At 62.4% G+C, this 23,233-nt stretch carries 22 protein-coding genes; 15 read left to right on the top strand and 7 right to left on the bottom strand.

Annotated features, from left to right (window positions below; all coding sequences use genetic code 11):
- Positions 1-2 precede the first annotated feature (2 nt).
- From IV454_RS28080 to IV454_RS28065, 4 genes are all read left to right on the top strand, one after another.
- Positions 3-467 carry a type II secretion system protein gene (locus IV454_RS28080; protein ID WP_206088829.1) on the top strand — a complete coding sequence of 155 codons (465 nt, stop codon included), beginning with the start codon at positions 3-5 and terminating at the stop codon, positions 465-467.
- The gene (locus IV454_RS28075) at positions 442-825 is read left to right on the top strand and encodes a prepilin-type N-terminal cleavage/methylation domain-containing protein (RefSeq protein ID WP_206088828.1); all 384 of its coding nucleotides are present in this window, start codon (positions 442-444) and stop codon (positions 823-825) included. Before IV454_RS28080 ends, IV454_RS28075 begins: the two co-directional genes overlap by 26 nt.
- A gap of 601 nt (positions 826-1,426) precedes the next feature.
- Positions 1,427-2,482, top strand: coding sequence for a pectate lyase family protein (locus tag IV454_RS28070; protein ID WP_206088827.1), 1,056 nt, complete (start codon positions 1,427-1,429; stop codon positions 2,480-2,482).
- A gap of 77 nt (positions 2,483-2,559) precedes the next feature.
- Complete coding sequence (locus IV454_RS28065) at positions 2,560-3,372, top strand: pectate lyase (RefSeq protein ID WP_206088826.1); 813 nt, start codon at positions 2,560-2,562, stop codon at positions 3,370-3,372.
- 92 nt (positions 3,373-3,464) lie between these two features.
- Here IV454_RS28065 and IV454_RS28060 read toward each other — a convergent pair whose 3' ends face one another.
- Positions 3,465-3,965, bottom strand: coding sequence for a type II secretion system protein (locus IV454_RS28060; protein WP_206088825.1), 501 nt, complete (start codon positions 3,963-3,965; stop codon positions 3,465-3,467).
- A 308-nt stretch (positions 3,966-4,273) separates the two neighbouring features.
- On the opposite strand from IV454_RS28060, the gene IV454_RS28055 reads away from it, so the two are divergent.
- Together IV454_RS28055 and IV454_RS28050 are read left to right on the top strand one after the other, a co-directional pair.
- Positions 4,274-5,413, top strand: a complete 1,140-nt coding sequence (locus tag IV454_RS28055; RefSeq protein WP_206088824.1) for a polyamine ABC transporter substrate-binding protein — start codon at positions 4,274-4,276, stop codon at positions 5,411-5,413.
- Positions 5,414-5,574: 161 nt separating this feature from the next.
- On the top strand, positions 5,575-6,120 hold the full coding sequence (locus IV454_RS28050) for an HD domain-containing protein (RefSeq protein ID WP_206088823.1): 546 nt from the start codon (positions 5,575-5,577) through the stop codon (positions 6,118-6,120).
- On the opposite strand, the gene IV454_RS28045 is transcribed toward IV454_RS28050, so the two are convergent.
- The 6 genes from IV454_RS28045 to tssK all read right to left on the bottom strand — a co-directional run bounded on the left by IV454_RS28045 (position 6,108) and on the right by tssK (position 12,797).
- Positions 6,108-6,641: a 3'-5' exonuclease family protein gene (locus IV454_RS28045; protein ID WP_229521889.1), complete on the bottom strand. Its 534-nt coding sequence runs from the start codon at positions 6,639-6,641 to the stop codon at positions 6,108-6,110. The two genes, IV454_RS28050 and IV454_RS28045, sit on opposite strands and share 13 nt — an antisense overlap.
- Before the next feature lie 107 nt (positions 6,642-6,748).
- Positions 6,749-7,198 (bottom strand): hypothetical protein, encoded by a 450-nt coding sequence (locus tag IV454_RS28040; RefSeq protein ID WP_206088822.1) that lies wholly within the window; start codon positions 7,196-7,198, stop codon positions 6,749-6,751.
- Positions 7,195-7,884 (bottom strand): hypothetical protein, encoded by a 690-nt coding sequence (locus IV454_RS28035; RefSeq protein WP_206088821.1) that lies wholly within the window; start codon positions 7,882-7,884, stop codon positions 7,195-7,197. The genes IV454_RS28040 and IV454_RS28035 overlap by 4 nt, the downstream gene beginning before the upstream one ends.
- Before the next feature lies 1 nt (position 7,885).
- Positions 7,886-10,675, bottom strand: coding sequence for a type VI secretion system Vgr family protein (locus IV454_RS28030; RefSeq protein WP_206088820.1), 2,790 nt, complete (start codon positions 10,673-10,675; stop codon positions 7,886-7,888).
- Complete coding sequence (icmH, locus tag IV454_RS28025; protein ID WP_206088819.1) at positions 10,675-11,439, bottom strand: type IVB secretion system protein IcmH/DotU; 765 nt, start codon at positions 11,437-11,439, stop codon at positions 10,675-10,677. The genes IV454_RS28030 and icmH overlap by 1 nt, the downstream gene beginning before the upstream one ends.
- Positions 11,440-11,456: 17 nt before the next feature.
- Positions 11,457-12,797 (bottom strand): type VI secretion system baseplate subunit TssK, encoded by a 1,341-nt coding sequence (gene tssK, locus IV454_RS28020; RefSeq protein ID WP_206088818.1) that lies wholly within the window; start codon positions 12,795-12,797, stop codon positions 11,457-11,459.
- 235 nt (positions 12,798-13,032) lie between these two features.
- On the opposite strand from tssK, the gene IV454_RS28015 reads away from it, so the two are divergent.
- The 9 genes from IV454_RS28015 to IV454_RS27975 all read left to right on the top strand — a co-directional run bounded on the left by IV454_RS28015 (position 13,033) and on the right by IV454_RS27975 (position 23,179).
- Positions 13,033-13,647, top strand: coding sequence for a tetratricopeptide repeat protein (locus IV454_RS28015; protein WP_206088817.1), 615 nt, complete (start codon positions 13,033-13,035; stop codon positions 13,645-13,647).
- Positions 13,648-13,694: 47 nt separating this feature from the next.
- The gene (tssB, locus tag IV454_RS28010) at positions 13,695-14,204 is read left to right on the top strand and encodes a type VI secretion system contractile sheath small subunit (protein WP_054263132.1); all 510 of its coding nucleotides are present in this window, start codon (positions 13,695-13,697) and stop codon (positions 14,202-14,204) included.
- 2 nt (positions 14,205-14,206) lie between these two features.
- Positions 14,207-15,691, top strand: coding sequence for a type VI secretion system contractile sheath large subunit (tssC, locus tag IV454_RS28005; protein WP_054263131.1), 1,485 nt, complete (start codon positions 14,207-14,209; stop codon positions 15,689-15,691).
- 37 nt (positions 15,692-15,728) lie between these two features.
- Positions 15,729-16,220 (top strand): Hcp family type VI secretion system effector, encoded by a 492-nt coding sequence (locus IV454_RS28000; protein ID WP_054263130.1) that lies wholly within the window; start codon positions 15,729-15,731, stop codon positions 16,218-16,220.
- A gap of 24 nt (positions 16,221-16,244) precedes the next feature.
- On the top strand, positions 16,245-16,736 hold the full coding sequence (tssE, locus tag IV454_RS27995; RefSeq protein WP_054263129.1) for a type VI secretion system baseplate subunit TssE: 492 nt from the start codon (positions 16,245-16,247) through the stop codon (positions 16,734-16,736).
- Positions 16,737-16,738: 2 nt separating this feature from the next.
- Entirely contained in the window at positions 16,739-18,583 is a 1,845-nt protein-coding gene (gene tssF / locus IV454_RS27990) for a type VI secretion system baseplate subunit TssF (protein ID WP_206088816.1), read from the top strand.
- The gene (tssG, locus tag IV454_RS27985) at positions 18,547-19,632 is read left to right on the top strand and encodes a type VI secretion system baseplate subunit TssG (protein ID WP_206088815.1); all 1,086 of its coding nucleotides are present in this window, start codon (positions 18,547-18,549) and stop codon (positions 19,630-19,632) included. The genes tssF and tssG overlap by 37 nt, the downstream gene beginning before the upstream one ends.
- Positions 19,633-19,666: 34 nt before the next feature.
- Positions 19,667-22,330, top strand: coding sequence for a type VI secretion system ATPase TssH (gene tssH / locus IV454_RS27980; RefSeq protein WP_206088814.1), 2,664 nt, complete (start codon positions 19,667-19,669; stop codon positions 22,328-22,330).
- A gap of 327 nt (positions 22,331-22,657) precedes the next feature.
- Complete coding sequence (locus IV454_RS27975; protein ID WP_146046525.1) at positions 22,658-23,179, top strand: hypothetical protein; 522 nt, start codon at positions 22,658-22,660, stop codon at positions 23,177-23,179.
- Positions 23,180-23,233: the final 54 nt, after the last annotated feature.

Genomic DNA, 23,233 nt, shown 5'->3' with positions numbered 1-23,233 from the left:
GCATGCGCGGCTTTACGCTCATCGAGCTGATGGTGACCCTGGCGATCGTGGCGCTGTTGTCCACCATCGCCTTGCCGTTGGCGCAGGTGGCGGTGCAGCGCCAGAAAGAGCAGGAGCTGCGTGTGGCCTTGCGCGACATCCGCACCGCGCTCGACGAGTACAAGCGCGCCGCCGGCGAGGGCCGCATCGCCAGCCCGCTCGATGGCAGCGGCTATCCGCCCAACCTGCAGGCGCTGGTGGGCGGCGTGCCGGACCAGCGCAGCGCCAAGGCGCGCAGGCTGTTCTTCCTGCGTGCGCTGCCGCGCGATCCGTTCAATGACGATCCCTCCGTGCCGGCGCAGCAGACCTGGCGCCAGCGCTCCTACCAGAGCGACCCGGACGACCCGAAGCCGGGCGAGGATGTCTACGATGTGCATTCCAATTCCGAAAAGGTGGGCCTCAATGGCATTGCGTACCGGCGCTGGTAAGCGCGGCTTCACCCTGATCGAACTGCTGGTGGTGCTGGCGATCCTGGCGCTGCTGCTGACGATCGCCGCGCCGCGCTTTTTCCGCAGTATCGACCAGTCGAAAGAGACGGTGCTCAAGGAGAACCTGCACATCACGCGCGAGGTGATCGACAAATTCTACGGCGATAACGGGCGCTATCCGCAGACGCTCGGAGAACTGGTGGAGCGCAAATACCTGCGCACATTGCCGCTCGATCCTCTGACCGAAAGTACCTCGACCTGGATTCTTATCGCGCCCGACAGTGGCGCCGGCGTCTATAACCTCTACAGCGGGGCCCCCGGCAACGCGCGTAGCGGCATGCCTTTCAGCCGTCTCTGAACAGACTGATCGCCTCCTGTTTTTGGTCAGGCCAAAAATCGCAATTTCCTGCATAAACTACAGATAAGTTCAATTTTGGACTGACCAAATATGATTGTGGATCGGCCAATAATGGTCACAGGTCAGGCCAAATGTTGTTTTTTGAGCTGGTATTTTACATTTTTAATCAGCATGAGGTCTTATCTACCTTGAAATAATGTGAGATTTGCCCAGCCTGCATCGAAATTCAAGTCTTGGCGACGTTCGCGTACGTTAACTGCATATACGAGGACGTTATCTGAAAGATAATGTCCTTCACTATCGCAATCTCACCATGTGGCGCTCATTCCGCGGCGCGGCGTGTAAAAATTGGTATCTTAATAATGCTTTCAATCATTTAACATGATATTGACATGTCAACGTAAAAACGAGCATCCTCGCAGCAGACCTAGCGAACGTTGATTTGTTTGCATTATGGCCGACCCGCAGGACCGTTTATCCGGATTCTTGTGTATGCAATACGGCAACAAAGCGGCGCTCCGTTCGGTCAACATCGCCGCTGGCGTGAACATTCGGCTGGCCAGGCGTTTTAAAAAATACTAATACTTACGGAGTAAACCGCATGAACGTATCGACATTGAAACTCACCCTGGCAGCGGCCGCCGTGCTGGCCGCCACCCAGGCGGTTGCCGGACCGGTAGGCTACGGCGCCGCCACCACGGGCGGCGGCAGCAAGGCTGCCGTGAATGTATCCTCGCTGGCCGAGATGGCCGAGAAGATCAAGGCGTATTCGGGCAGCGGCGGCCTGGTATTGAATTACACCGGCAAGTTCGACTTCTCCAGCATCAAGGATGTCTGCGCACAGTGGAAGAAGCCGGCCCAGACCCTGGAAATCAAGAACAAGAGCGACATCACGATTCGCGGCGCGGCCGATTCGTCCGCCAACTTCGGCATCCACATCGTCAGCGATTCGCACAATGTGATCGTGCAGAACATGACGATCGGCCTGCTCCAGGGCGGCGAAGCGGCCGACTCGATCTCGATCGAAGGCACGTCGAGCGGCAAGCCATCGAATATCTGGATCGACCACAACACGGTCTTCGCATCGGTGACCATGTGCCCTGGCGCGGGCGACGCCTCGTTCGATGGCGGCATCGACATGAAGAAGGGCGCCAATCACATCACGGTGTCGTACAACTACGTGTACGACTACCAGAAAGTGGCGCTCAATGGCTACAGCGACAAGGACACGCTCAACGCTGCCTCGCTGACCACTTACCACAACAACCGCTTCGAACACGTGAAGTCGCGCCTGCCGCTGCTGCGCTACGGTAAAGCTCACATTTTCAACAACTACTTCGGCAACGTGGAAACCTCGGGCATCAACGTGCGCATGGGTGCGATGGCGCTGATCGAAGCGAACTACTTCGAGAATGCCCGCAATCCGGTGACCTCGCGCGAGAGCAGCAAACTCGGTTACTGGGACCTGCGCGACAACTTCGTCGGCAGCGGCATTACCTGGGGCGCGCCGGAAGATGGCGCTTACGCCAACGCCACCGACTGGAAGACCACCAAGGCCTACGGTCCTACCGGCTACAACTACACCGCCAGCCCGGCCGCTGGTGTGAAAGCGAAAGCCATCGCCACCGCCGGCGCGCGTACCAACCTGGCCCGGTAATTTCGCTCCGCATATCGCTGTATTTCGGGCCATCCCCTGGCGGGGGTGGTCACTTCATTCATCTATCAGGAGTCATCATGAAACGATTCAACGCCCTTCTTTTCGCAGTCATCGGCCTGTTTGTCGCCACCAGCGTATCGGCCGCCCCCGGCAAGCGTCTCGTCCCGTCGTGCACCAAGGTGCCGGTCACGCAAACGACCGAGGTGCCGGCCAATACCGTGTTCGATGGCCTGGTCAAATACGGCAAGATGGTTTGCCTGGTTGGTAATGCCAAGAATATGAATGGCAGCCAGTCGGAAAAACAGATCCCTCACTTCAATCTCGGTGTCGGCGCCACGCTCAAGAACGTGGTGCTGGGCGATCCTGCGATGGGCGCGGGCCGCAACCTGCTCGCCGGCGGCGCCGATGGCGTCCATTGCGAAGGCAATTGCAAGATCGAGAACGTGTACTGGGGCGATGTGGGCGAAGATGCAGCCACCCTCAAAGGCGCCGGCACTATGACCGTTAGCGGCGGCGCGGCGTACAAAGCAGCCGACAAAATGTTCCAGAATAACGGCGCAAACAGCAAGATCGTCATCACCAACTTCTACGCGGAAGAAGGCGGCAAGCTGTATCGCTCATGCGGCAACTGCTCGAAGCAATACGCGCGTAGCGTCACCATCAGCGGCGTGACGATCTATAACCTCAATGCGGGCGTGGGCGTAAACAGCAGCTTCGATGCATCGAAACTGCCGGCGCTGGCCAATGCTTACGATGTGGCGACCATGAGCGATTTCGTGTCGAACAAACCGTCGTCGCGCTGCGCGACCTTCATCGGTACCTCGAAAGGCCATGAACCGGGCAAGGACAAGAACGTCGACAACATCGCGCGTGCCTGCATTTTCAAGTAATCAACCGATCAGGTGAAGTAGCGGCCCTTGTGGCCGGTTTGGCCACGCGCAAGGGCAACCTTGTGCGTGGCTATTTTTTTCGTTCGCCCGCCTCAGTCCTCGGGTTTGAGCGTCTCTTTGCAGTTGCCGCCGCACGCCATCACATACGCGAACTGCCAGTCGCAGTAGCGCTTCTGGCCATCGAGGTACATCCAGTCGCCGTCGGGGAAGCTGCGCCGTATCGTCGGCGCGCACGATGCGCTGCGCACGCCCATCACGCCGCCGCCCGGCGCGCGCACCAGCTGCCAGTCGGCCTTGCCGGTGATCGGGTCGGGATAGAGCTGGCGCAGGTAGCGCTTCATGCCGGGCTGGCGCGGGTCCTGCAGCAGATCCTCCAGGCGCGATGGTGCATGGCTGGCATGGCCTTCCGGCGTATTGAGTTCGTATTCGAGAAAGGCGCGGATGTACTGCTTGCCGACGAACAGAAGCTCGTTTTCGGCCTCGCGCCGGCGTGCCAGTTCGCCCACCGACACGGTGGCCGCCGTCGCCACGCCGATCACGGCGATCATCACCATCAATCCCACGTAGGTAAAGCCGGCGCGGCGCGGCGCCATGCTCCGCCTACGCACGGGAGAAGGTCCGGGTGACGCGATCAAGGCGGGGGGGGGCCGAATCGGTGGCCATTCTGGCGGCCACCACCCGGTCCATACGCGGTTCCGGGGTAGTCCCGCCGGGCGCCGCAGGGGTTGTTTTCATCGTCGCGCATGGTCCGGGAAGGGAAGAAGCGGAAAGGATACCGCAAGAGGGCCGCTGCGAGCTAGTCCGGCATGCGCGGCGGCGCTTGCCAACGGGGCCGCAATGCCCGATGATTCTGGCAGTGCGCCCCGATATGCGGGGCTTTCATCTACTTACGGAGGCATCAATGGTGGCAGTCAATCGGCAAACGCACGCACAACGCCGGCTCGGGCTCGGCCTTGCCGCCCTGGCCGCGGTGATCTGGTCGGGCGCTCCGGCCCAGGCCCAGCAAGCGGAGGAAAAGGTACTGAACGTGTATAACTGGTCCGATTACATCGGCGACGACACGATCAAGAACTTCACCAAGGAGACCGGCATCACGGTCCGTTACGACGTCTTCGACAGTAACGAAGTATTGAATGCCAAGCTGGTGGCCGGGAAGTCGGGCTACGACGTGGTGGTGCCGACGGCGCCCTGGGCGCGCCAGCAGATCGACGGCAAGCTGCTGCGCAAGCTTGACAAGTCCAGGCTGCCGAACCTGGTCAACCTCGATCCGGGCATCCAGGCCAAGCTGGCCACCCTGGACCCGGGCAACGAGCATCTGGTGGACTGGATGTGGGGGTACACGACGGTCGGCATCAATGTCGACAAGGTCAAGGCGGCGCTGGGCACGACGCCCCTGCCGGCCAATGTGTGGGAGCTGATTTTCAATCCGGCCTACACGGCCAAGTTGAAATCGTGCGGCGTGTCGTTCCTCGATTCGCCGTCCGAGGTGTTCCCGGCGGCGCTGCATTACATGGGCAAGAGCGCGTACTCGAAGAACGCGGCCGATTACGCCGAGGCGGGCAAGATGCTGCAGGCGGTGCGCCCGAGCGTGACCCTGTTCAGTTCTTCGGGGTATATTAACGACATGGCCAATGGCGCCATCTGCGTGGCCTTCGGCTGGGCGGGGGATATCAATATCGCCCGCCAGCGCGCCATCGACGCCAAAAAAGGCGTGAAGATCGAGGCGCTGGTGCCGAAGAATGGCGCGCCGCTGGTGTTCGATACCATGGCCATTCCGGCCGATGCGCCGCATCCGAACAATGCGCATCTGTGGATTAACTATATCCTGCGTCCGGACGTGCAGGCCGGGCTGACCAACAAGGTGTTTTTCGCCAATCCGAACAAGGCGGGCATGAAGTTCGTGCGCAAGGATATCGCGGAGAACAAGAGCGTGTTCCTGCCGGATGAGGATCTGAAGAAGATGCTCCCGCCGGAAGCGGTGCCTCAGGATATCCGCAGGGTGATGACCAGGACGTACACGAAGTTCAAGACAGGACGCTGATCTCAAGACCCGCTTGCCGAAACCGGCCGGCCGTTTACCGGCAAGAGAAAAAGCGCCACAGGTCGTCACGGCGCTGACGGCTCCGGCGCGGCCTGCCCGGCCGGCCACCGGCATCGCGCGGCTGCGGGAAGAAACCGTTATGATGGTCCATCGGAGGAACCATGACGCAGCAGATCGATGACGCATCGCAGGACGCCTGGATCAAGGCCTGGCGCTTTGCGGCCGAGGCGCACGCCCAACAAAAATTTCCCGGCACCGACATGCCCTATCTCGTGCATCTGGGGATGGTGAGCATGGAGCTACTGGCCGCCCATGCGCAGGAACCCATCGACGGCATCGGCGTGGCCATGCAGTGCGCCATCCTGCACGATGCGATGGAAGACCAGGATGTCCCGCACGCCACCTTGGTGAGCGAATTCGGCCTGGCCGTGGCCGATGGCGTTGCCGCCCTGTCGAAGAAGCCCGGCTTGCCGAAAGCGGAGGCGATGGCCGACAGCCTGGCCAGGATCGGGCGTCAGCCGAAGGCCATCTGGTGTGTCAAGCTCGCTGACCGCATCAGTAACCTGGACGCGCCGCCGCATTACTGGCCACCTGAAAAAATCAGCGCCTACGGCAAGGAGGGCAGCCTGATTCTGGCATCGCTGGGCCAGGCGCATGGCTATCTGGCGCGGCGGCTTGCCGCCAAAATCGCCGCCTATCCGTCCTGACGCGCGTTCTTCAGGTTTTCAGCCAGCATATTGCAGAACAGCGCACCCTGTTCGATGGCGTCGTCGAGCGCCACATGCGAATGGGGCAGGGGATCGAACCAGCGCCCGGGCATATTGCGCTTGGTGCTGTCGCGGTAGCCGCGTTTCAGGACCGCCATGGCGTATGACTTGATGTCGAGCGCCGAGTGGCTGAACGGGCTCTCGCCGGTAAAGCGGATCAGGTACCAGTACACGAACAAAAAATCGAAGCCGGCAGGGTAAGCCACGAACACCGGTTTTCCCGGCAGCGACTTGACCCACGCCAGGTAGCGCTGCATGGCCGCCAGCGGCGTTTCCAGGTCTGCGCGGCAGGCGGCCCAGGCCTCGGGCTGGGTCAGCCACCACGCTGCGGTGGCCGGGTGCGCCGCCGCCTGCGGCAGGCATTCCAGGTTCGCGCTGAAGGTCGCGACGCAGAGCGCGTCGCTTCCACCTCCGCCTTGGCGAAGAGAATGGCCGCCGCCAGCGCGTCGATCGCTATCCACAGGGTGAGCTGGCGCGCTGTCATGGCGGGCTCGCTGGTGGGCGCCGCGCCGGCCAGCATCGTGGCGATGCAGACGACGGTGCGGCGCTTGCGGTTCCCGCTACAGGCCTATTTCGTGCTTTCCAAATAACTGTTGAACACCTCCTTGATGTCGTCGCGCGATAGCGCTTTGGACTTGAGGATCGATTCCAGGTCGCGTTTCGACAGCGGATAATCGCGCAGCACCCGCCGCAGGTCGCCTGCATCGAGCGCGTGCGCCGTCAGGGGGTCGACCATGGTCGGATCGGCCAGTTCCTTCAATGCCAGCGGCATGCGGTCGATATTGATATAGACCTTGTAGCGGCTAAACCCTTCGGGAAAACTGGTGTCGTAGTACAGGGTCGTCCCTTTCGGCAGCAGGTGGAGGTAATCGTTCATCTCGTTGCTCTGCAAGAGCAGTGGCGCTTCAAGTACGTGGACTTTAGTCATTTTTTGTCGGTTCCAGAAAAACAGTGCAATGGTAATGATCAAGGCGCCGGCGGCCAACCCGAGCAGGAAGGCGAAGGCGTTGCGTTTCACTTCCCGCCGCCGTAGACATCCGTGCGTATCGGCTTCTCAAGCGAGCCGCCGGACAGGAATTTGAGCAAATTATCCGGTAAAAACAGGCGCGGTGCGCCGCCCTTGGCAGTCAAGGCCAGGCGCTCGCCCATGCTGAGCACGTCGGCCGGCTTGTTGTATTTCTCCGACCCGTCGTCGATTTTCGGCAGTGCCTTGGTGGCGCCGTCCAGGCTCAGCGTGGTGCAGTTTGGCCCCAACGCGTGGTAGTCGGTATTGAGCCGGTAGACCTTCATCGCGGTGCGGTTCTTGTTGGGGTAGGCGGTACCGCTTTTGATCAAGCTGTCGAAGTGGGTGGTGACGGCCGCCGCCTGATGGTCGAAAATTGCGTAAACGAAGCCGGTCGTCTTGCGCTTGAGGGCATTTTCGCTGGCGATATATGGCTTGAAGTCCGTCCACACGCGCAGGATGCCGTCACCGCTCTCGCCGAAGGTGCCGGTGACCTTCCCATACCGCCCGAAGTCATATGTGGTATCGACGCCCTTACTGATGATGCGCAGCGCGGTGTGGCCGTAACGATGTTCTTCGCCGTCGACGGTGTAAGGGCCGCCCACCAGAATATGCATCTCGGCAGTCGGCTTGAGCTTATCGTCGACCACGGGCTTCTTGGCGTCGACGGTGCTGGTCTTGAATGGAGCAGGTGTCGCCATGTCAGATCGCCTCCCCGGCGCCGCGCGGCGTTTCGCCCCACGTTACTTTGATCGACTGCGGCGAGGTGGTCATGACGCGCAAAGTCCTTCCTTCTTCATCGGTGGTGCCAAAATAAATATCGCCTTCCGCAGTTTCAAGCTTGTAGGGCAGGTAGGGAATCGGCTCCCCCGTTAGTTCGTTCATCGCCCGTATCTGCTGGTTGTAGGGCTTGACGCGCGTATCGGGCAAGGGTTCGAGCCGCGCATTGCCGCCACCGGCGCCGTGGAACGGGTGCAAGCTGCCCTTGACCGAAAACACGCCCGGGCAGCGGAACGTGATATCGGCACCTTCCAGCGTGACCGAGGCCTGCCCGGCCTGCATCACGATTTTCTGCTGCGCGTCGATCGTGATGTTGTTATTGACCGAGATGACCTTGATCGCCTGGTCGGCATGGATTTCCAACGCATCGGTATGGGCTTGCAGCGATACCTGGCCGCTGGCGGCATATGCCTGGATGCCGCCAGCGTGCGCGAACAGATTGGCAGCGTTACCCGCGACCGACGAGAGCGTGTCGCCGGCGCTCATGTGCATGTCGCCCTGGGTGGTCCAATGCAACTGTTCGCCCGCGTACAGCAGGGTCGATGCCGGCGTCGCCCAGTTGATGCTGGCCGCCGATTCCATCAGTACCACCGGCTTGCCGAAGTGTTCCACCGGCTGGTCGCTGTCGAGTTCGCGTTCGCCCGGCCTGGCCTTGAGCGCCTCCTGGCCGTTCACCGGCGCGTCGAACTTGCCCTCGCGCTGAGGATCGATCTGGTCGATGAAGTCGGCCTGGGCATCCATGGCGTCCCGGCTGAATAGCGCGTTCTGGTGCCGGGCTGCGCCGCTCAGCTTGTCGCTGGTATCCTGGGCGCGCTTAAGCATGTCGATTGCCCCAGCCGCGTCCAGTTGGGTCGAGGCGATGCCGCTGCCCTGCATCGGGCGCGCACTGGTCGTGAGCAGCACGCCTTCGGCGCCGCGCACCACTGCCCAGGCCTCGGTGCGCAATTCAAAACCGCTACCGCGGTATCGGCCGCGCTGGGCCGATGCGGCAGGCTGCGCGATAAGGTAGCCCAGGTTCAGTTGGGTGCTGGCGCTGCTGCTGGCCAGGCGGGTGCGCACCTGGCCTTGCGTATCGTCGATCTGCCACTGGCTGAAGCCCTGACCGTCGAAGTTGTGGCTGTGAATGCCCGACAGCACGCCGGCGTGGTTGACGCCCGAATCAACGCCGGCGGCGAACGGCGGCAGGTCGTTGCCGGTATAAAGCTGGGCCACCACCACCGGGCGATCCATGTCGCCTTCGATGAAGTCGACCAGCACTTCGGTGCCGATGCGCGGGGTGAAGTTGGATCCCCAGTTCGGTCCGGCCAATGCCTCGGCCACGCGTACCCAGGTGCCCGAGGTTTCATTGCCGGGCGCGTTGCTGTCTTCATCGGTATGATGACGCAGGCCGCCCGCATTGGCGCGCAGGCCACGCTGCCACGGGAACTGGATGCGCACGTGGTGCTCGCGCGCCGTGGTAGAGACTGCGTCGTCCAGTCCGACAACCAGCGCCGTTTGCGGTCCGAGTGCGGTTATCGCGTGCGGCAGGGCGGTGGCGCGCGGGACGATCGCCACCACGTCGCGCACGCAGCCGAAGCGGTTGCGATAGGTACCCGCTTCTACCGCGGCGCGGCTGGCGGTCGCGATCGAGGGTTGGTAATTGTTGCGGGCCGCATGCTCGACCCATAGCGTGGTGAACGCATTGGCGCCCTCGCCGTAGCGCTCGTGCTGGGTCAGGATAAAGGCGTGCCCGGCAGCCAGGCGACGCACCGCGCCTTCGCCTTCGCACAGCTTGTTATCCAGTTCTAACGCCTGCAGCATCAACTGACTGTGCGGGCCGGCCGCGCCGCTGGCGGTCACGATGCGCTCGCCGCTGCCGTCATACACCGGCATCGGCGGCAATTCTCCCGCGCGCAGGGCCGAGTCGCAACTGGCGGCTGGGGCGACCACCTGGGCCGGGTCCCAACTGCTGATCGTCACTGCGTTGGCCTGCACCTGGCGCCGTGCGCGGAAGGCATCGATGGCGTCGTCGCTGTCGGTGGCGCGCACGCCGTGAAAGCGCAAGGTGGCACCGCCCGGCGTGGCGGGCGGGCGCGCGCGGCTGTCGAAAATGACGATGCTGTGGCGCGCCTGGCCGTCGCTGCTGTCTTCATGGGACTGGTCGTGCTCGAAACGCCATGATAAGCCTTCGGTGGCCAGCACCCGTTCGAAAAAGTCAAAGTCGCTCTCGCGGTACTGGGTGCAGATGGGGCGCGCCGCCAGCGGCTGGGTCACGTCGAAGCCGAAGCGCACTTGCGGATAATCCGATAGCAGTTCGGTCACGATTTGCTGCACGTTCTTGTGCTGAAAAATGTAACTGTCGCGACGCAGGCGCAGCAGCGCCATGGCCGGTTCCAGGTGCAGGCGGTAGCGCGCCACCCCGCCGTCGGCGCCCAGCCAGGCCGCGTCAGTGCAAATGCCGTGCCAGTAGCGCCGGGTCGAATCGGGCTGCAGCAGGCTGATGGTCAGCTCTTCGCCGATGAACATCGTCAAGTCAAGGTCGGTCGAGACGCTGAGCGCGTCGACGCTGAACGAAAACAGTTCGTTGACGGCTTCGCGCCCGGTAAATTGCTCGGCCATGAGTGATTCGGGCAGCGCGCTGCCCTGCGCGCTGGCCAGGGTAATGAGGCGTGCGTGCTGGCTAAGTCCCGTGCCGAACGCGGCGCGGGAGACTATCTGGTCAAGTGGTGTCATCAGGGCAGGGTAATGGTCAGGGTGGCGGCGCGCGGCGCCAGCTTGACCACGTCGTTGTACGCGGCCATGCGCGCATCGGTGGTCTTGGTGAGCGAGGCGCGCAGGCCGATGTAGCCGAGGATGCAGATCAGCCCGAACACCGAGCACAGCACCCACAGCGGCAGGTCGCTGCGCAGCTTGTGCGCGATCTGGTCGGGACGCTCGGCGTGCGGTGCGAAGCCGCCGCGCTTGCCCTTCATGTTGGCGATTTCATCGCCCAGGCGCGCGGTCAGGTAGTTCAGCTTTTCCGACCCTTCCAGGATGTAGCGGCCCTGGAAGCCCAGCAGCAGGCACATATGGAATACTTCCAGCGCCTGCAGGTGGGTGCTGCCGCGCGTGCGCAGCGCTTCGAGGCGGTGATAGAAATTTTCGCCGGCCAGCTGGTCGCCGAACAGCACCAGTTGCAGCGGGCGGCGTTCCCATTCGTCGCGGATCGAAAACGTCGAGCGCAGGATGATTTCGTCGACCGCCGCGCAAAAGGCGTACTTGGAGGCGTCGATGTCGTCGGCCGAGGCGCCTTGCTTCTTGGCGCCGCGCGTGAAATCTTCGAGGAACTGGGTGGTCTTGCGCTGGAAGTCGGCGTTGTTTTGCGGGCCGCTGCCGTTCTTGAGCATGAACAGGGCGTAGAAGCCGTCGTACATCAGGTCGAGCAAGGTTTGCGGGGTCGCGCCCGCGGCGGCCGGCACGGAGCCGCCGGCCATCAGGGAAGGTGCGGTGGTAGTCATCTGGGCAAATCCTTCGGTCAGGAGGTTACGGCAATCAGTTCCAGGGACAGCTCGCGCAAGCCTTCGGGAACATAAATCGAAATCGACTGCGCCTGCATCATGCGTTCATACATCTGGCCCTTGGCCTCGATCGTGAAGTAGACCGTGTCGGGGCGCACCGGCACCGCCGGCGGCACCTGCGGCGCGTGCTGCAGGCGCACGCCAGGCATGGCCGAGAGCACGAATTTCTCGACATCGTCGGGGGCGCCGATCTTGAAGCGCAGCGGCACCACGTCGACCAGTTCGATGGCCGGCAGGTTGGCCGAGACGGCCAGGTAGAAGGCGGTCTTGTCGTCGATCTTGCCCGATTCGAGGGAGCCGAGGTAGTAGGATGGCTTGATCAGGTCGAGCGCGATGGCGAAGTACTTCGACGAGATGACCGTGTCGAGCAGGTCGCGGATGATCATGTTCAGTTTCGCGAACGCCGGTCCCGGATCGGCATGCAGGTAAGGCGGCAGGTCGGCCAGGGTCCAGCTCTTGGAAAACGTCATCAGGGCGCCGGCCACGCCGAGCAGCGCTTCGTACAGGCGTTCCGGATGCAGCGCCGGGTGATGGAAGTAGTGGGTCAGCGAGGCGTAGGCGCTGCTGGCCGTGTGCAGCAGCCAGAACGAGGACATGTCGCCGGAGCGAAATTCAATCACGTTCTTGCTCGGTTCGCGGTGGTGTCCGTACAGGGCGCTGACCTTGGCTTGCAGGGCGTCGATCAGGCGGCGCAGCTGCAGGAACAGGATCGGGGCGCTGCGCACCGACATGCTCGGCGGCACGAAGGCCGGGTCCATCTCGAAGCCGCCGGTGGCCACGCGGCGCAGGCGCAGCAGCGGGAAGTGGGTGTACGAGTCGCGCGGCTCGAACTCGGAAATGAGGCGCACGCTTTTCTTCAGGTAGGTCAGCTGGGCTTGCGCAGCCTGGGTGTACAGGTCGGGCGTGTCGGCATTGGCCTGCACGAAGCGGGCCGCGCTGGCGGTCTGGCCGAGCGGAGCGAAGTTGCCGCCGAACGGCTTGAACGCGGGCAGGGCGGCGTAGAAGGTGACGGTCTGCTGCGATTGCAGCAGCTGGCTCAGGTCGACCGTCTCGGGCAGCGCATCGGCGCCGGGCGCATCGACCAGCTCGCCATCCTGGAAGCGCAGCGACAGCTCCAGCACGCGCAGGGCATTGTTGGCCAGGGCGTCGCGGTCCACTTGCAGCTGGTCCACTCCCCAGGCGTAGGGATGGATGGCCTTGACGCTTTCGTTGAGACGGTGCTCGTGGTACTGGTCCTGCTGCTGGAAGTGCTGGGGGCGCAGGAACAATCCTTCGCCCCAGAGGACTTTACTTGACATGCTGTTGGCACCCTTCGGAAAATTTTGCGCTAATATGAAAAACTAATTAGCGGAACAATAACATTCATGAGAAGATTTGTCTGCGGTCCTAATGTAACGTGCGCGCTTACTACAAAGTGAGAATGTGTGATTTTCAATTGAACGCTGTTAAATTTCAAACTCTGCTAACGTTGTTCCAGTAATAACTGTTACAATATACACATTATTTTTTTGTTACCGTTTTTGAGGATAGCGCATGACCACATTTTCCGATTTCAAGTTTCTGTTTGGCATCCTTGCCTGCGCCGCGGCATTGAGCGGCTGTGCCAGCGCGCCTGCGGTGCCCAAGGGGCCGGCGCCCCTGGCCGACCTGCTTAACCAGGGCAGCCAGTCGGCCGCCACCGGACAAAAGGAGCAGGCCATCGGCGTATGGAAGCAGGCTGCCGCCGCCTATCCGGCCGACAAGACGCCATGGGCCAATATCGCCCAGAGCCGCTACGATTCGGGCCAGTATGGCGAAGCAATCGTCAACGCGCAGGAGGTTTTGTTGCGTGATCCCAACGATAAGGCGGCCAATGCCATCATCGCCGTGGCCGGCCTGCGTTTGTCGAACCGCGCCCTGGGCGACCTGGGCCGCCAGAACGGCATGACCCCGCAAGTGCGCGCCGACACCCAGGAGCAGGTCAAACTGTTGCGTGAAAATATGGGCGACGGCCCGAGCGCGGTGGCGCCGGTCCGGCGCACGTTCACGCCGTCGCGCACCACGCCGAAGGATGTCAAGGAAGCCACGGTCAAGGAAGGCAAGCCCGACACCCCGGCCAAGGGCAAGACCGACGGCGACAAGAACGATCCTTTGTACCTGCTCAAGTAAGGTCAGTACAGCTCCACATACGCTCCCATCATGTAGAAGGAATTACCATGTCAAAGAAACAAAGTGTCCAGAAGAAGCTGCAAAAAGTGCGGCCGCCACGCATCCAGATGACGTATGACGTCGAAATCGGCGATGCGATCGAAAGCAAGGAACTGCCGTTCGTGATGGGCGTCGTGGGCGATTTCGGCGGCACTTCCGAAGTCGAGAAGAAGCGCCTGAAAGACCGTAATTTCGTCGGCATCGACCGCGACAATTTCGATGAAGTCATGAAGGGCATCGAGCCGCGCGCCGCTTACCGCGTGAACAATACCCTGACCGGCGAAGGCGGCAAGTTCGCCGTCGACCTCAAGTTCAAGTCGATGGAAGACTTCCGTCCGGAATCGGTGGTCCAGCAAGTCGAACCGCTGCGCAAGCTGCTCGAAGCGCGCACCAAGCTGGCCGACCTGCGCAACAAGCTCGCTGGCAACGACAAGCTGGAAGACATCCTCAACGACGTGCTGTCGAACACCGAGAAATTGGCCGAACTCGGCCAGCAAGCCACCGCCAAGAAAGACTGACCATGTCCGCTCAACTGACCCCTGCATCCGGCGCCGCCGCGACCCATGAAACGGCCCTGCTCGACCAGATCGTCGAACAGAGCAAGGTGGCCAAATCGAGCGTCGAGCACGCCCGTGCCAAGGACTTGATTTCCGAACTCGTGCACCAGGTGATGGATGGCACGGTGATCGTATCGGACAATCTGTCGGCCACCATCGACGCCCGCGTTGCCGAACTGGACCGCATGATTTCGGACCAGCTCTCGGCCGTGATGCACGCGCCTGAGTTCCAGAAGCTCGAAAGCAGCTGGACCGGCCTGAACTACCTGGTGAAGAACACCTCGACCAGCACCACGCTCAAGATCAAGATGTTCAACGCGACCAAGCGCGAGCTGGTCAAGGACTTCCAGAGCGCGCTCGAATTCGACCAGAGCTCGATGTTCAAGAAGGTCTACGAAGAAGAATTCGGCACCTTCGGCGGCGCCCCGTTCGGCTCGCTCCTGGGCGACTACCAGATCACGCGCCAGCCGGAAGACATGTATTTCGTCGAGCAGATGTCGCACATCGCCGCCGCCGCCCACGCGCCCTTCATCACCTCGGCTTCGCCCGAGCTGTTCGGGCTGGAAAGCTACAGCGAACTGGGCAAGCCGCGCGACCTGGCCAAGATTTTTGATACGGTCGAATACGCCAAATGGAAATCGTTCCGCGAATCGGAAGATTCGCGCTACGTCGGCATCACCCTGCCGCGCTTCCTGGGCCGCCTGCCATTCCATCCGGCCGATGGCGCCACTACGGAAGGCTTCAATTTCGTCGAAGACGTGGACGGCACCGACCACCACAAATACCTGTGGTGCAACGCGGCCTATGCGTTCGCGACCAAGCTGACCGGCGCGTTCGACGACTTCGGCTGGTGCGCGGCGATCCGCGGCGTCGAAGGCGGCGGCCTGGTCGAAGACTTGCCGACCCATACCTTCAAGACCGACGAAGGCGAAGTGGCGCTCAAGTGCCCGGCCGAAATCGCCATTACCGACCGCCGCGAAAAAGAGTTGTCGGACCTGGGCTTCATCTCCCTGGTGCATTGCAAGAACACTGACTACGCGGCCTTTTTCGGCGCCCAGTCGGCCCAGAAAGCCAAAAAATACAACACCGATTCGGCCAACGCCAACGCGGTGTTGTCGGCCCAGCTGCAGTACATCTTCGCCGTGTCGCGGATTGCCCACTACATGAAGGCAATGATGCGCGACAAGATCGGCAGCTTTGCCGCCGCATCGAACGTCGAAGACCACCTGAACCGCTGGCTGACCCAGTACGTTTTGCTGGACGATAACGCAAGCCAGGAACAGAAAGCCCAGTTCCCCCTGCGCGAAGCGTCGGTGCAAGTGTCGGAAGTGCCGGGCCGTCCGGGCGTGTACCGCGCCGTGTCGTTCCTGCGTCCGCACTTCCAGCTCGACGAGCTGTCCGTTTCACTCCGACTGGTCGCGGAGCTTCCACCATCGACCAAATCGTAGCACCCCGTAGTACCTATAAACCACTGAAAGGAACACAATGGCAATCGACGTCTACCTCCAAATCGACGGCATCAAAGGCGAGTCGGCTGACTCCGCCCACAAAGACTGGATCGAATGCCAGTCCGTTAGCTGGGAAGTGCTGCAGCCTAAATCGGCTACCGCATCGACCGGCGGCGGTCATACCGCCGAGCGCACCGAGCATCGCGATATCGTGATCGCCAAACTGGCCGACCTGGCGACCCCTCTGCTGCTGCAGAACTGCTCGTCGGGTAAAACCCTGGCGAAGGCCAAGCTGGAATTCCTGCGCGCCGATGGTCAGGGCGAGCGTATCAAGTACTTCGAAATCGAACTGGAAAACGTGCTGATCTCCAGCGTCGCTCCAGCCGTATCGACCGGCGACATCCTGACCGAACATCTGTCGCTCAAGTACTCGAAAGTCAAATGGAAATACACGCAGCAAAAAGTCGGCGGCGGTTCGGGCGGTAACACCTCCGGCGGCTGGGATCTGGCGACTAACAAAACCGCGTAACAGCAGTAACGCATCGGGGTGCCAATGAAGGGTTTTACGCCAGGTTTGTTTGACCGGTTGATGGATGTGCCGGTCAATGGTTCCTCCAGCGGCACTGTCACCCGGATGTCGATCGAGGACTTGAAGGACTCGGTCGCACGCGATCTCGAGGCGCTCCTTAACACGCGCACCGTGATTCCGGAGGATTTGCTGAAACGGTACCCCGAATGCGGTCGCTCGATCGTGACCTTTGGCCTGAATGATTTTGCGGGCCGGTCGCTGTCGAGCACTGACGACCGGGCATATATTTGCCTGTGTCTGGAAAAAGCCATCGCGCGCCATGAGCCGCGCCTGCGCAACGTCAAGGCTTCGCTGGAAGTGCGCGAAGACTCGGTGAACCGCCTCAATTTCGCCATCACGGCGCTGCTGGTCGTGAGCAGTTCCCAGGAACCCGTCAATTTCGACGCCATCTTGCAGCCATCGAGCCTGCACTACACCATCAGCAAGGCGCGCCGCGTCATGTCCGGGGGAGCCTGAGTTTGGAAGACCTATTACCGTATTACGAACGCGAACTGGGATTTCTGCGCCGCTATTCGCGCGAATTCTCCGAGCGCTATCCGAAGATCGCCGGGCGCCTCCTGATCGCCGGCGAGGTGTGCGAAGATCCGCACATCGAACGCATGATCGAATCGTTCGCGCTGCTCAATTCGCGCATCGCCAAGCGGCTCGACGACGACTATCCCGAATTTACCGAAGCACTGTTCGAAGTGCTGTACCCGCACTACCTGCGCCCGTTTCCCTCGTGCTCGATTGCGCACATGGACTTCGCCGGCGTGGCCGCGCAGCTGACCACCGCCACCGCGATCCCGCGCGGCACCCAGCTGACCACGCGCCCGGTGCGCGGCGCATCCTGCACCTTCCGCACCTCCTACCCGGTGACGGTGGCGCCGGTGGCCCTGTCGGCGGCCTCGTTCGCGCCCATCATCGACACCCCCGAAGCGATCCGCCCGCCGCCCGGCGCCACCTCGAGCGTCTCCTTGACCATCACCAGCACCTCGGACCAGGTGTCGCTGGCCAGGCTGGGCCTGACCAGGCTGCGCGTGTTCATCGACGGCGAACCGTCGTTCTGCGCGGCGCTGCGCGATGCGCTGTTCATGCGCACCGTGGCCGCCTATGCCGAAGGCGACGACAGCGGACGCTGGATGGCGCTGCCGGCCATTCCGGTGCACGTGGCCGGCTTCGAGGAAGACGAATCGCTGATCGACTTCGAAGCGCGCTCGCACACGGCTTACCGCCTGCTGACCGAGTATTTCTGCTTCCCCGAAAAATTCAACTTCTTCGATATCGACATGGCCGCGCTGACCGCGGTGCTGCCGATGGGATGCCGCTCGATCACCCTGCACCTGGCGCTGTCGGGCATGCGCACCGATTCGAACGCGGCGCGCATGCTGGGCACCCTGACGACCAATAACGTGCTGCTCGGCTGCACCCCGGTGGTGAACCTGTTCCGCCAGCGCGGCGAGCCGATCCGCCTGACCCACACCACCGCCAGCTACCCGGTGCTGGCCGATGCGCGCCGCGCATTCGCCTACGAAGTGCAGGCGATCGACTCGGTCAAGCTGGTGCGCCAGACGCCGCAGGGCGAATCGATCGTCGACTTCCGCCCGTTCTATTCGCTCAAGCACGGACAGACGCCGGAAAAGAAGGGCCACTACTGGGTCATGCGGCGCGATGAAACCATCGCCGAAAAAAGTCCCGGTTTCGAGACCGAGATTTCGATCGTCGACATCGACTTCGACCCGGCCGAAGTGGAAACCGATACCCTCAGCCTGGAGCTGACCTGCACCAACCGCGACTTGCCGGCGTCCTTGACGTACGGGCTGCGCGGCGGCGACCTGTTCCTCGAGGGCGGGTCCACCGTGCGCCAGATCAGCTTCCTGCGCAAACCGACGTCCTCGCAGCGCTTCGAGCGCGGCCGCGGCGCGCACTGGCGCCTGATCTCGCACCTGTCGCTGAATCACCTGTCCCTGGCCGACGGCGGCCTGGATGCCTTTCGCGAGATGCTCACCCTGTACGACCTGCCGCGCTCACCGTCCTCGCAGCGCCAGATCGGCGGCATCGCCGAGGTGGCGTACAAGGCGGCCAACACCTGGCTGCCGGGGAACCCGTTCGCCTGCCTGGTGCGCGGCATGGAAGTGCGCCTGACGATCGACGAAGAAGCCTTTGTCGGCAGCGGCATCCACGCCTTTGCCCACATCATCGACCGCTTCCTGGGCCTGTACGTGCACGCCAACAGCTTCACCCAACTGGTGATCGTATCGAATAAAAATGGAGAAGAGCTATTGAAATGCTTGCCACGAAGCGGCGATTTGAGCCTGCTGTAATCGAGCGCCTGTTCGAGGAACCGTACCGCTTCCAGTTCTTCCAGGCGGTGCGGATGCTCGAGCTATGGCTCAAGCGCCACGGCTCGCCGCAGCAGGGCGCGATCGCCAACTTCCTGCGCTTCCAGAACTCGACCTCGCTCGCTTTCCCGCCCAGCCAGCTCGAAAACATCGAAACGGTGCCGCGCGAACTGCCGCGCCAGGCCAGGTCGCTGGGCGAGGCGCTGCAAGCGAACACGCTCAAGTACATCCGCATCACGCCGGCCTTCATGGGCCTGCTGGGCGGGAATGGCGCGCTGCCGGCCCATTACACCGACCGCATCTCGGCCCATATCATCTACAACAAGGATGAGGGGCCGCGCGCGTTTCTCGACACGTTTTCGAACCGCTCGCTGGCGCTGTTCTTCGAAGCCTGGCGCAAGTACCGGCTCGAACTCAAATATGCGATCGACGGCAAGGACAGCTTCTTGCCGCTGCTGCTGTCCCTGGCCGGGGTGGGCAACGAGTCGCTGCGCCAGCGCCTCAACGACGACCTCGGAGGCGGGGTGCTGGACGAGTCGCTCGGCTATTTTGCTTCGGCCATGCGGCACCGGCCGCCGTCGGCGGTGCAAATGTCGCGCGTGCTGTCCGAGTATTTCGGCCAGCGGATCAAGGCCGAGCAGTTCATCGGCTGCTGGTACGAAGTGCCGGCCAGCCAGCAGACCATGCTGGGCGCGGCCAACTCGATGCTGGGTGGCGGCGCCATGGCCGGCGAGCGGGTATGGCAGCGCGACCTGCGCCTGCGCCTGGTCATCGGCCCGCTCGACCATGACAGCTTCAACTCCTTCCTGCCGGGAGGGAGAGCGGCGCGCGCGCTCAAGAGCATGATCACCATGTTTACCGGCGTGACCTTGGAATACGAAGTGCAACTGGTGCTGCGCGGACCCGACGTGCACGGCATGCAGATGGACGAGACGCGCACCGGCGGACGCCTGGGATGGGACAGTTTTCTGGTGACCGGCCCACTCCAGGAAGACCGCAGCGATGTCCGCTACGATATACACGCGCTGTGATTGACAAAACGAACACCCTTAAAAGGAACCCTGCATGAGCATCAACCTGAAAACGCTGATCGGCAAACTCAATGAGACCAGCCGCACCGCCGCCACCCGCGCGGCCAGCATCTGCGTCTCGCTCGGCCAGTACGAAGTCGATATCGAACACTTGTTCCTGGCCCTGCTGGAGCAGCCCAAGAGCGACTTTGCGCTGATCGCGCGCCAGTGCGGCATCAGCGCCGGCATGCTCGAAGCGGACCTGCAGGCCGAGGTCGCGCGCCTGAAGGCCGGCAACTCGCGTACCCCCGTGTTCTCGGTGCGCCTGCCGAAACTGTTCGAAAACGCCTGGCTGATCGCCTCGCTCGACATCCAGGCCGGACGCACTGCCGAAATCCGCAGCGGCCATTTGCTGCAAGCGCTGCTGACCGATCCGGAACTGGCGCAGCTGGCCTTCCGCGGCTCCAAGTTGTTCGGCAAGTTCGACGTCGAACAGATCAAGCATAACCTCGACAAGCTGGCCGCCGGCTCGCAGGAAGCGGTGGCCTCGCAGTCGAGCGCCGGCGCCGGCGCCAACGATGGCGACGGCCACGACCCGGTCGGCGACATGGCCGCCAAGGCCGCGTCAAAGACGCCGTCGCTGGACCAGTTCACCACCAACCTGACCGAGCGCGCGCGCGCCGGCAAGGTCGACCCGGTGATCGGACGCGACACCGAAATCCGCCAGGCGATCGACATCCTGATGCGGCGCCGCCAGAACAACCCGATCCTGACCGGCGAAGCCGGTGTCGGCAAGACCGCCGTGGTCGAGGGCCTGGCCTTGCGCATCGCCATCAACGACGTGCCCGACGTGCTCAAGGGCGTCGAGATCCACACGCTCGACATGGGCCTGCTGCAAGCCGGCGCCAGCGTCAAGGGCGAGTTCGAGAACCGCCTGAAAAACGTCATCGACGAAGTCAAGAAAAGCCCGCACGCGATCATCCTGTTCATCGATGAAGCGCACACCATGATCGGCGCCGGCGGCACCGCCGGCCAGAACGACGCGGCCAACCTGTTGAAGCCCGCATTGGCGCGCGGCGAACTGCGCACCATCGCCGCCACCACCTGGGGCGAGTACAAGAAATACTTCGAAAAAGACGCCGCGCTGGCACGCCGCTTCCAGGTGATCAAGGTCGAGGAACCGAGCGAAGAACTGGCCTGCGCCATGTTGCGCGGGATGGCGCCGCTGATGGAAAAACACTTCGGCGTGCGCGTCTACGACGAAGCGATCACCGAGGCGGTGCGCCTGTCGCACCGCTACATCATGGGGCGCCAGCTGCCGGACAAGGCCATCAGCGTGCTCGATACCGCCTGCGCCAAGGTTGCCCTGGGCCAGAACGCCACCCCGGCGCTGATCGAAAACCTTGCGCGCAAGCTCGAACGCATCGACATCGAAGCGGGCGCCCTGCAGCGCGAGGAAAGCGCGGGCGGCTCGCACGTGGCGCGCCTGAAGGAGCTGGCGGCGCAGCGCAGCGCCGCCGCCGAACAGCACACCGCGCTGGCGGCGCGCTGGGAGCAGGAAAAGCAGCTGACCGAAAAAATCATGGAAGGGCGCCGCAGCCTGGAAGACGCCGGCCAGAAGGATGCCAGCAAGGGCAAGGATATCCAGGCCATGATGACCGAACTGCGCACCCTGCAAGGCGAAACGCCGATGGTGCCGGTGCAGGTGGACGGCCATGTGGTGGCCGAAATCGTCGCCGGCTGGACCGGCATCCCGCTCGGCAAAATGGTCAAGGACGAGATCAAGACGGTCTTGAAGCTCAAGGACTTGCTGGAAGAGCGCGTGCTGGGGCAATCGTATGCGATCGAAGCGGTGGCGCAGCGCGTGCGCACTTCGCGCGCCAACCTGGATGACCCGAACAAACCGAAAGGCGTGTTCCTGTTCGTTGGCCCGTCCGGCATCGGCAAGACCGAAACGGCGCTGGCGCTGGCCGATGTGCTGTACGGCGGCGAGCGCAAGATGATCACGATTAACATGAGCGAATACCAGGAAGCGCACAGCGTCTCGGGCCTGAAAGGCTCGCCGCCGGGCTACGTGGGCTACGGCGAAGGCGGCGTGCTGACCGAAGCGGTGCGCCGCAATCCGTACAGCGTGGTGCTGCTCGACGAAGTCGAAAAAGCCCACCCGGACGTGATGGAGCTGTTCTTCCAGGTGTTCGACAAGGGCGTGATGGACGACGCCGAAGGGCGCGAGATCGACTTCAAGAACACCATCATCATCCTGACCTCGAACGTGGCCTCGAGCCCGATGATGCAGGCTTGCCTGAACAAGGCGCCGGAAGAAATGCCGACGCCGGAACAGCTGGAAGAGATGATTCGTCCGCACCTGATGAAGCAGTTCAAGCCAGCCTTCCTGGGGCGCCTGAAGGTCATTCCATACTACCCGCTGGGCGACGACGCGCTGGTCAAGATCATCGAACTGAAGATGCGCAAAATTGCCCAGCGCATCGCCGCCAATCACAAGGCCGAGTTTGCGTACGACGAGGCGCTGGTCGAAGCGGTGCTGGCGCGCTGCACCGAAGTCGATTCGGGCGCGCGCAATGTCGACAATATCCTCAACGGCACCTTGCTGCCGGAGATCGCCGAAACCGTGCTGGCCAAGATGGCCGAAGGCGTGGCGATCGCCAAGATCAAGGTCAGCGCGGACAAGAAGGGGCAGTTCAAGTACACCATCAAATAAGCGGCCGCGATCGGAGCCGCGGATGTGTCGACCGGATGTCGGCGGCACGGCATCCTCCGGCGCCGGTTTTCCGGCAGTCAAGCGGCATCTGGGCAGCGGGATGATCGCGCCGGGCGTGGCGCTGGCGCTGCCGGGGGGGCGCGGGGTTCGCCGGAATATTTGTTTTTTGCTATTGCATTATGATAAAGTGAGGACCGGTCCGCGATGGTTTGATACCGCTCACGCGGGGCCCGAAGGCGGGTACCGGGCGCCAATTGCAGTTTCTACGTGGCTGGACCGAGATCGTGTCGAGCCGCATTAATCAATACTACCTCGGGAGGAGTTGGAATGAGTATCGTTGCACAGAGAACCTGGACCTCGGGACCAAACGGACCAAAAACGGTTGAAGAGTTGCGCAAGGCAATGGCCAAGGCGGCGGGCAGTAAATCCGGCAAGGACCTGATCAGCACAAAATTTACCGATGACCATATTTTCATCGGTCACAGCGGCGATGCGAAGACCTTGTCCATCAAGCTGGCCAAGCTGCGCGAGCGCCCCCTGAGCACCTTGCTGATCAGCTCGATGGACGCCTCGGCCCAGCGCGAAGTGCTGAACTGGATCGCCAATGTTCCTGCGGCCCGGCTGACCTATCAGCACGGTGTCTGGACGATCGCCAATGCCGGCACCACCGTGCAGGCGGTCAACAGCTACAAATGGCTGACCGTGGACATGGACGAGTTGGAGAACATGAATGCCGACGACGTCGACAAGAAGAAACGCAAGTGGCTCAAGGAGTCGACGAAGACGCCGCAGATCGCTTGCATGTTCAGCCCTAACGGGACGCCGCTGATCTACCACCTGGACTACTAAGCAGCATGCCGGAACGGCCGCGCATGCGCGCGGTTCGCTGCGGCGTGGGTGTGA

It is taken from the genome of Massilia antarctica (genome assembly GCF_015689335.1).
GTDB classification, from domain to species: Bacteria; Pseudomonadota; Gammaproteobacteria; order Burkholderiales; family Burkholderiaceae_D; genus Telluria_A; species Telluria_A antarctica.
This window is presented reverse-complemented; position numbering and strand designations above follow the sequence as displayed.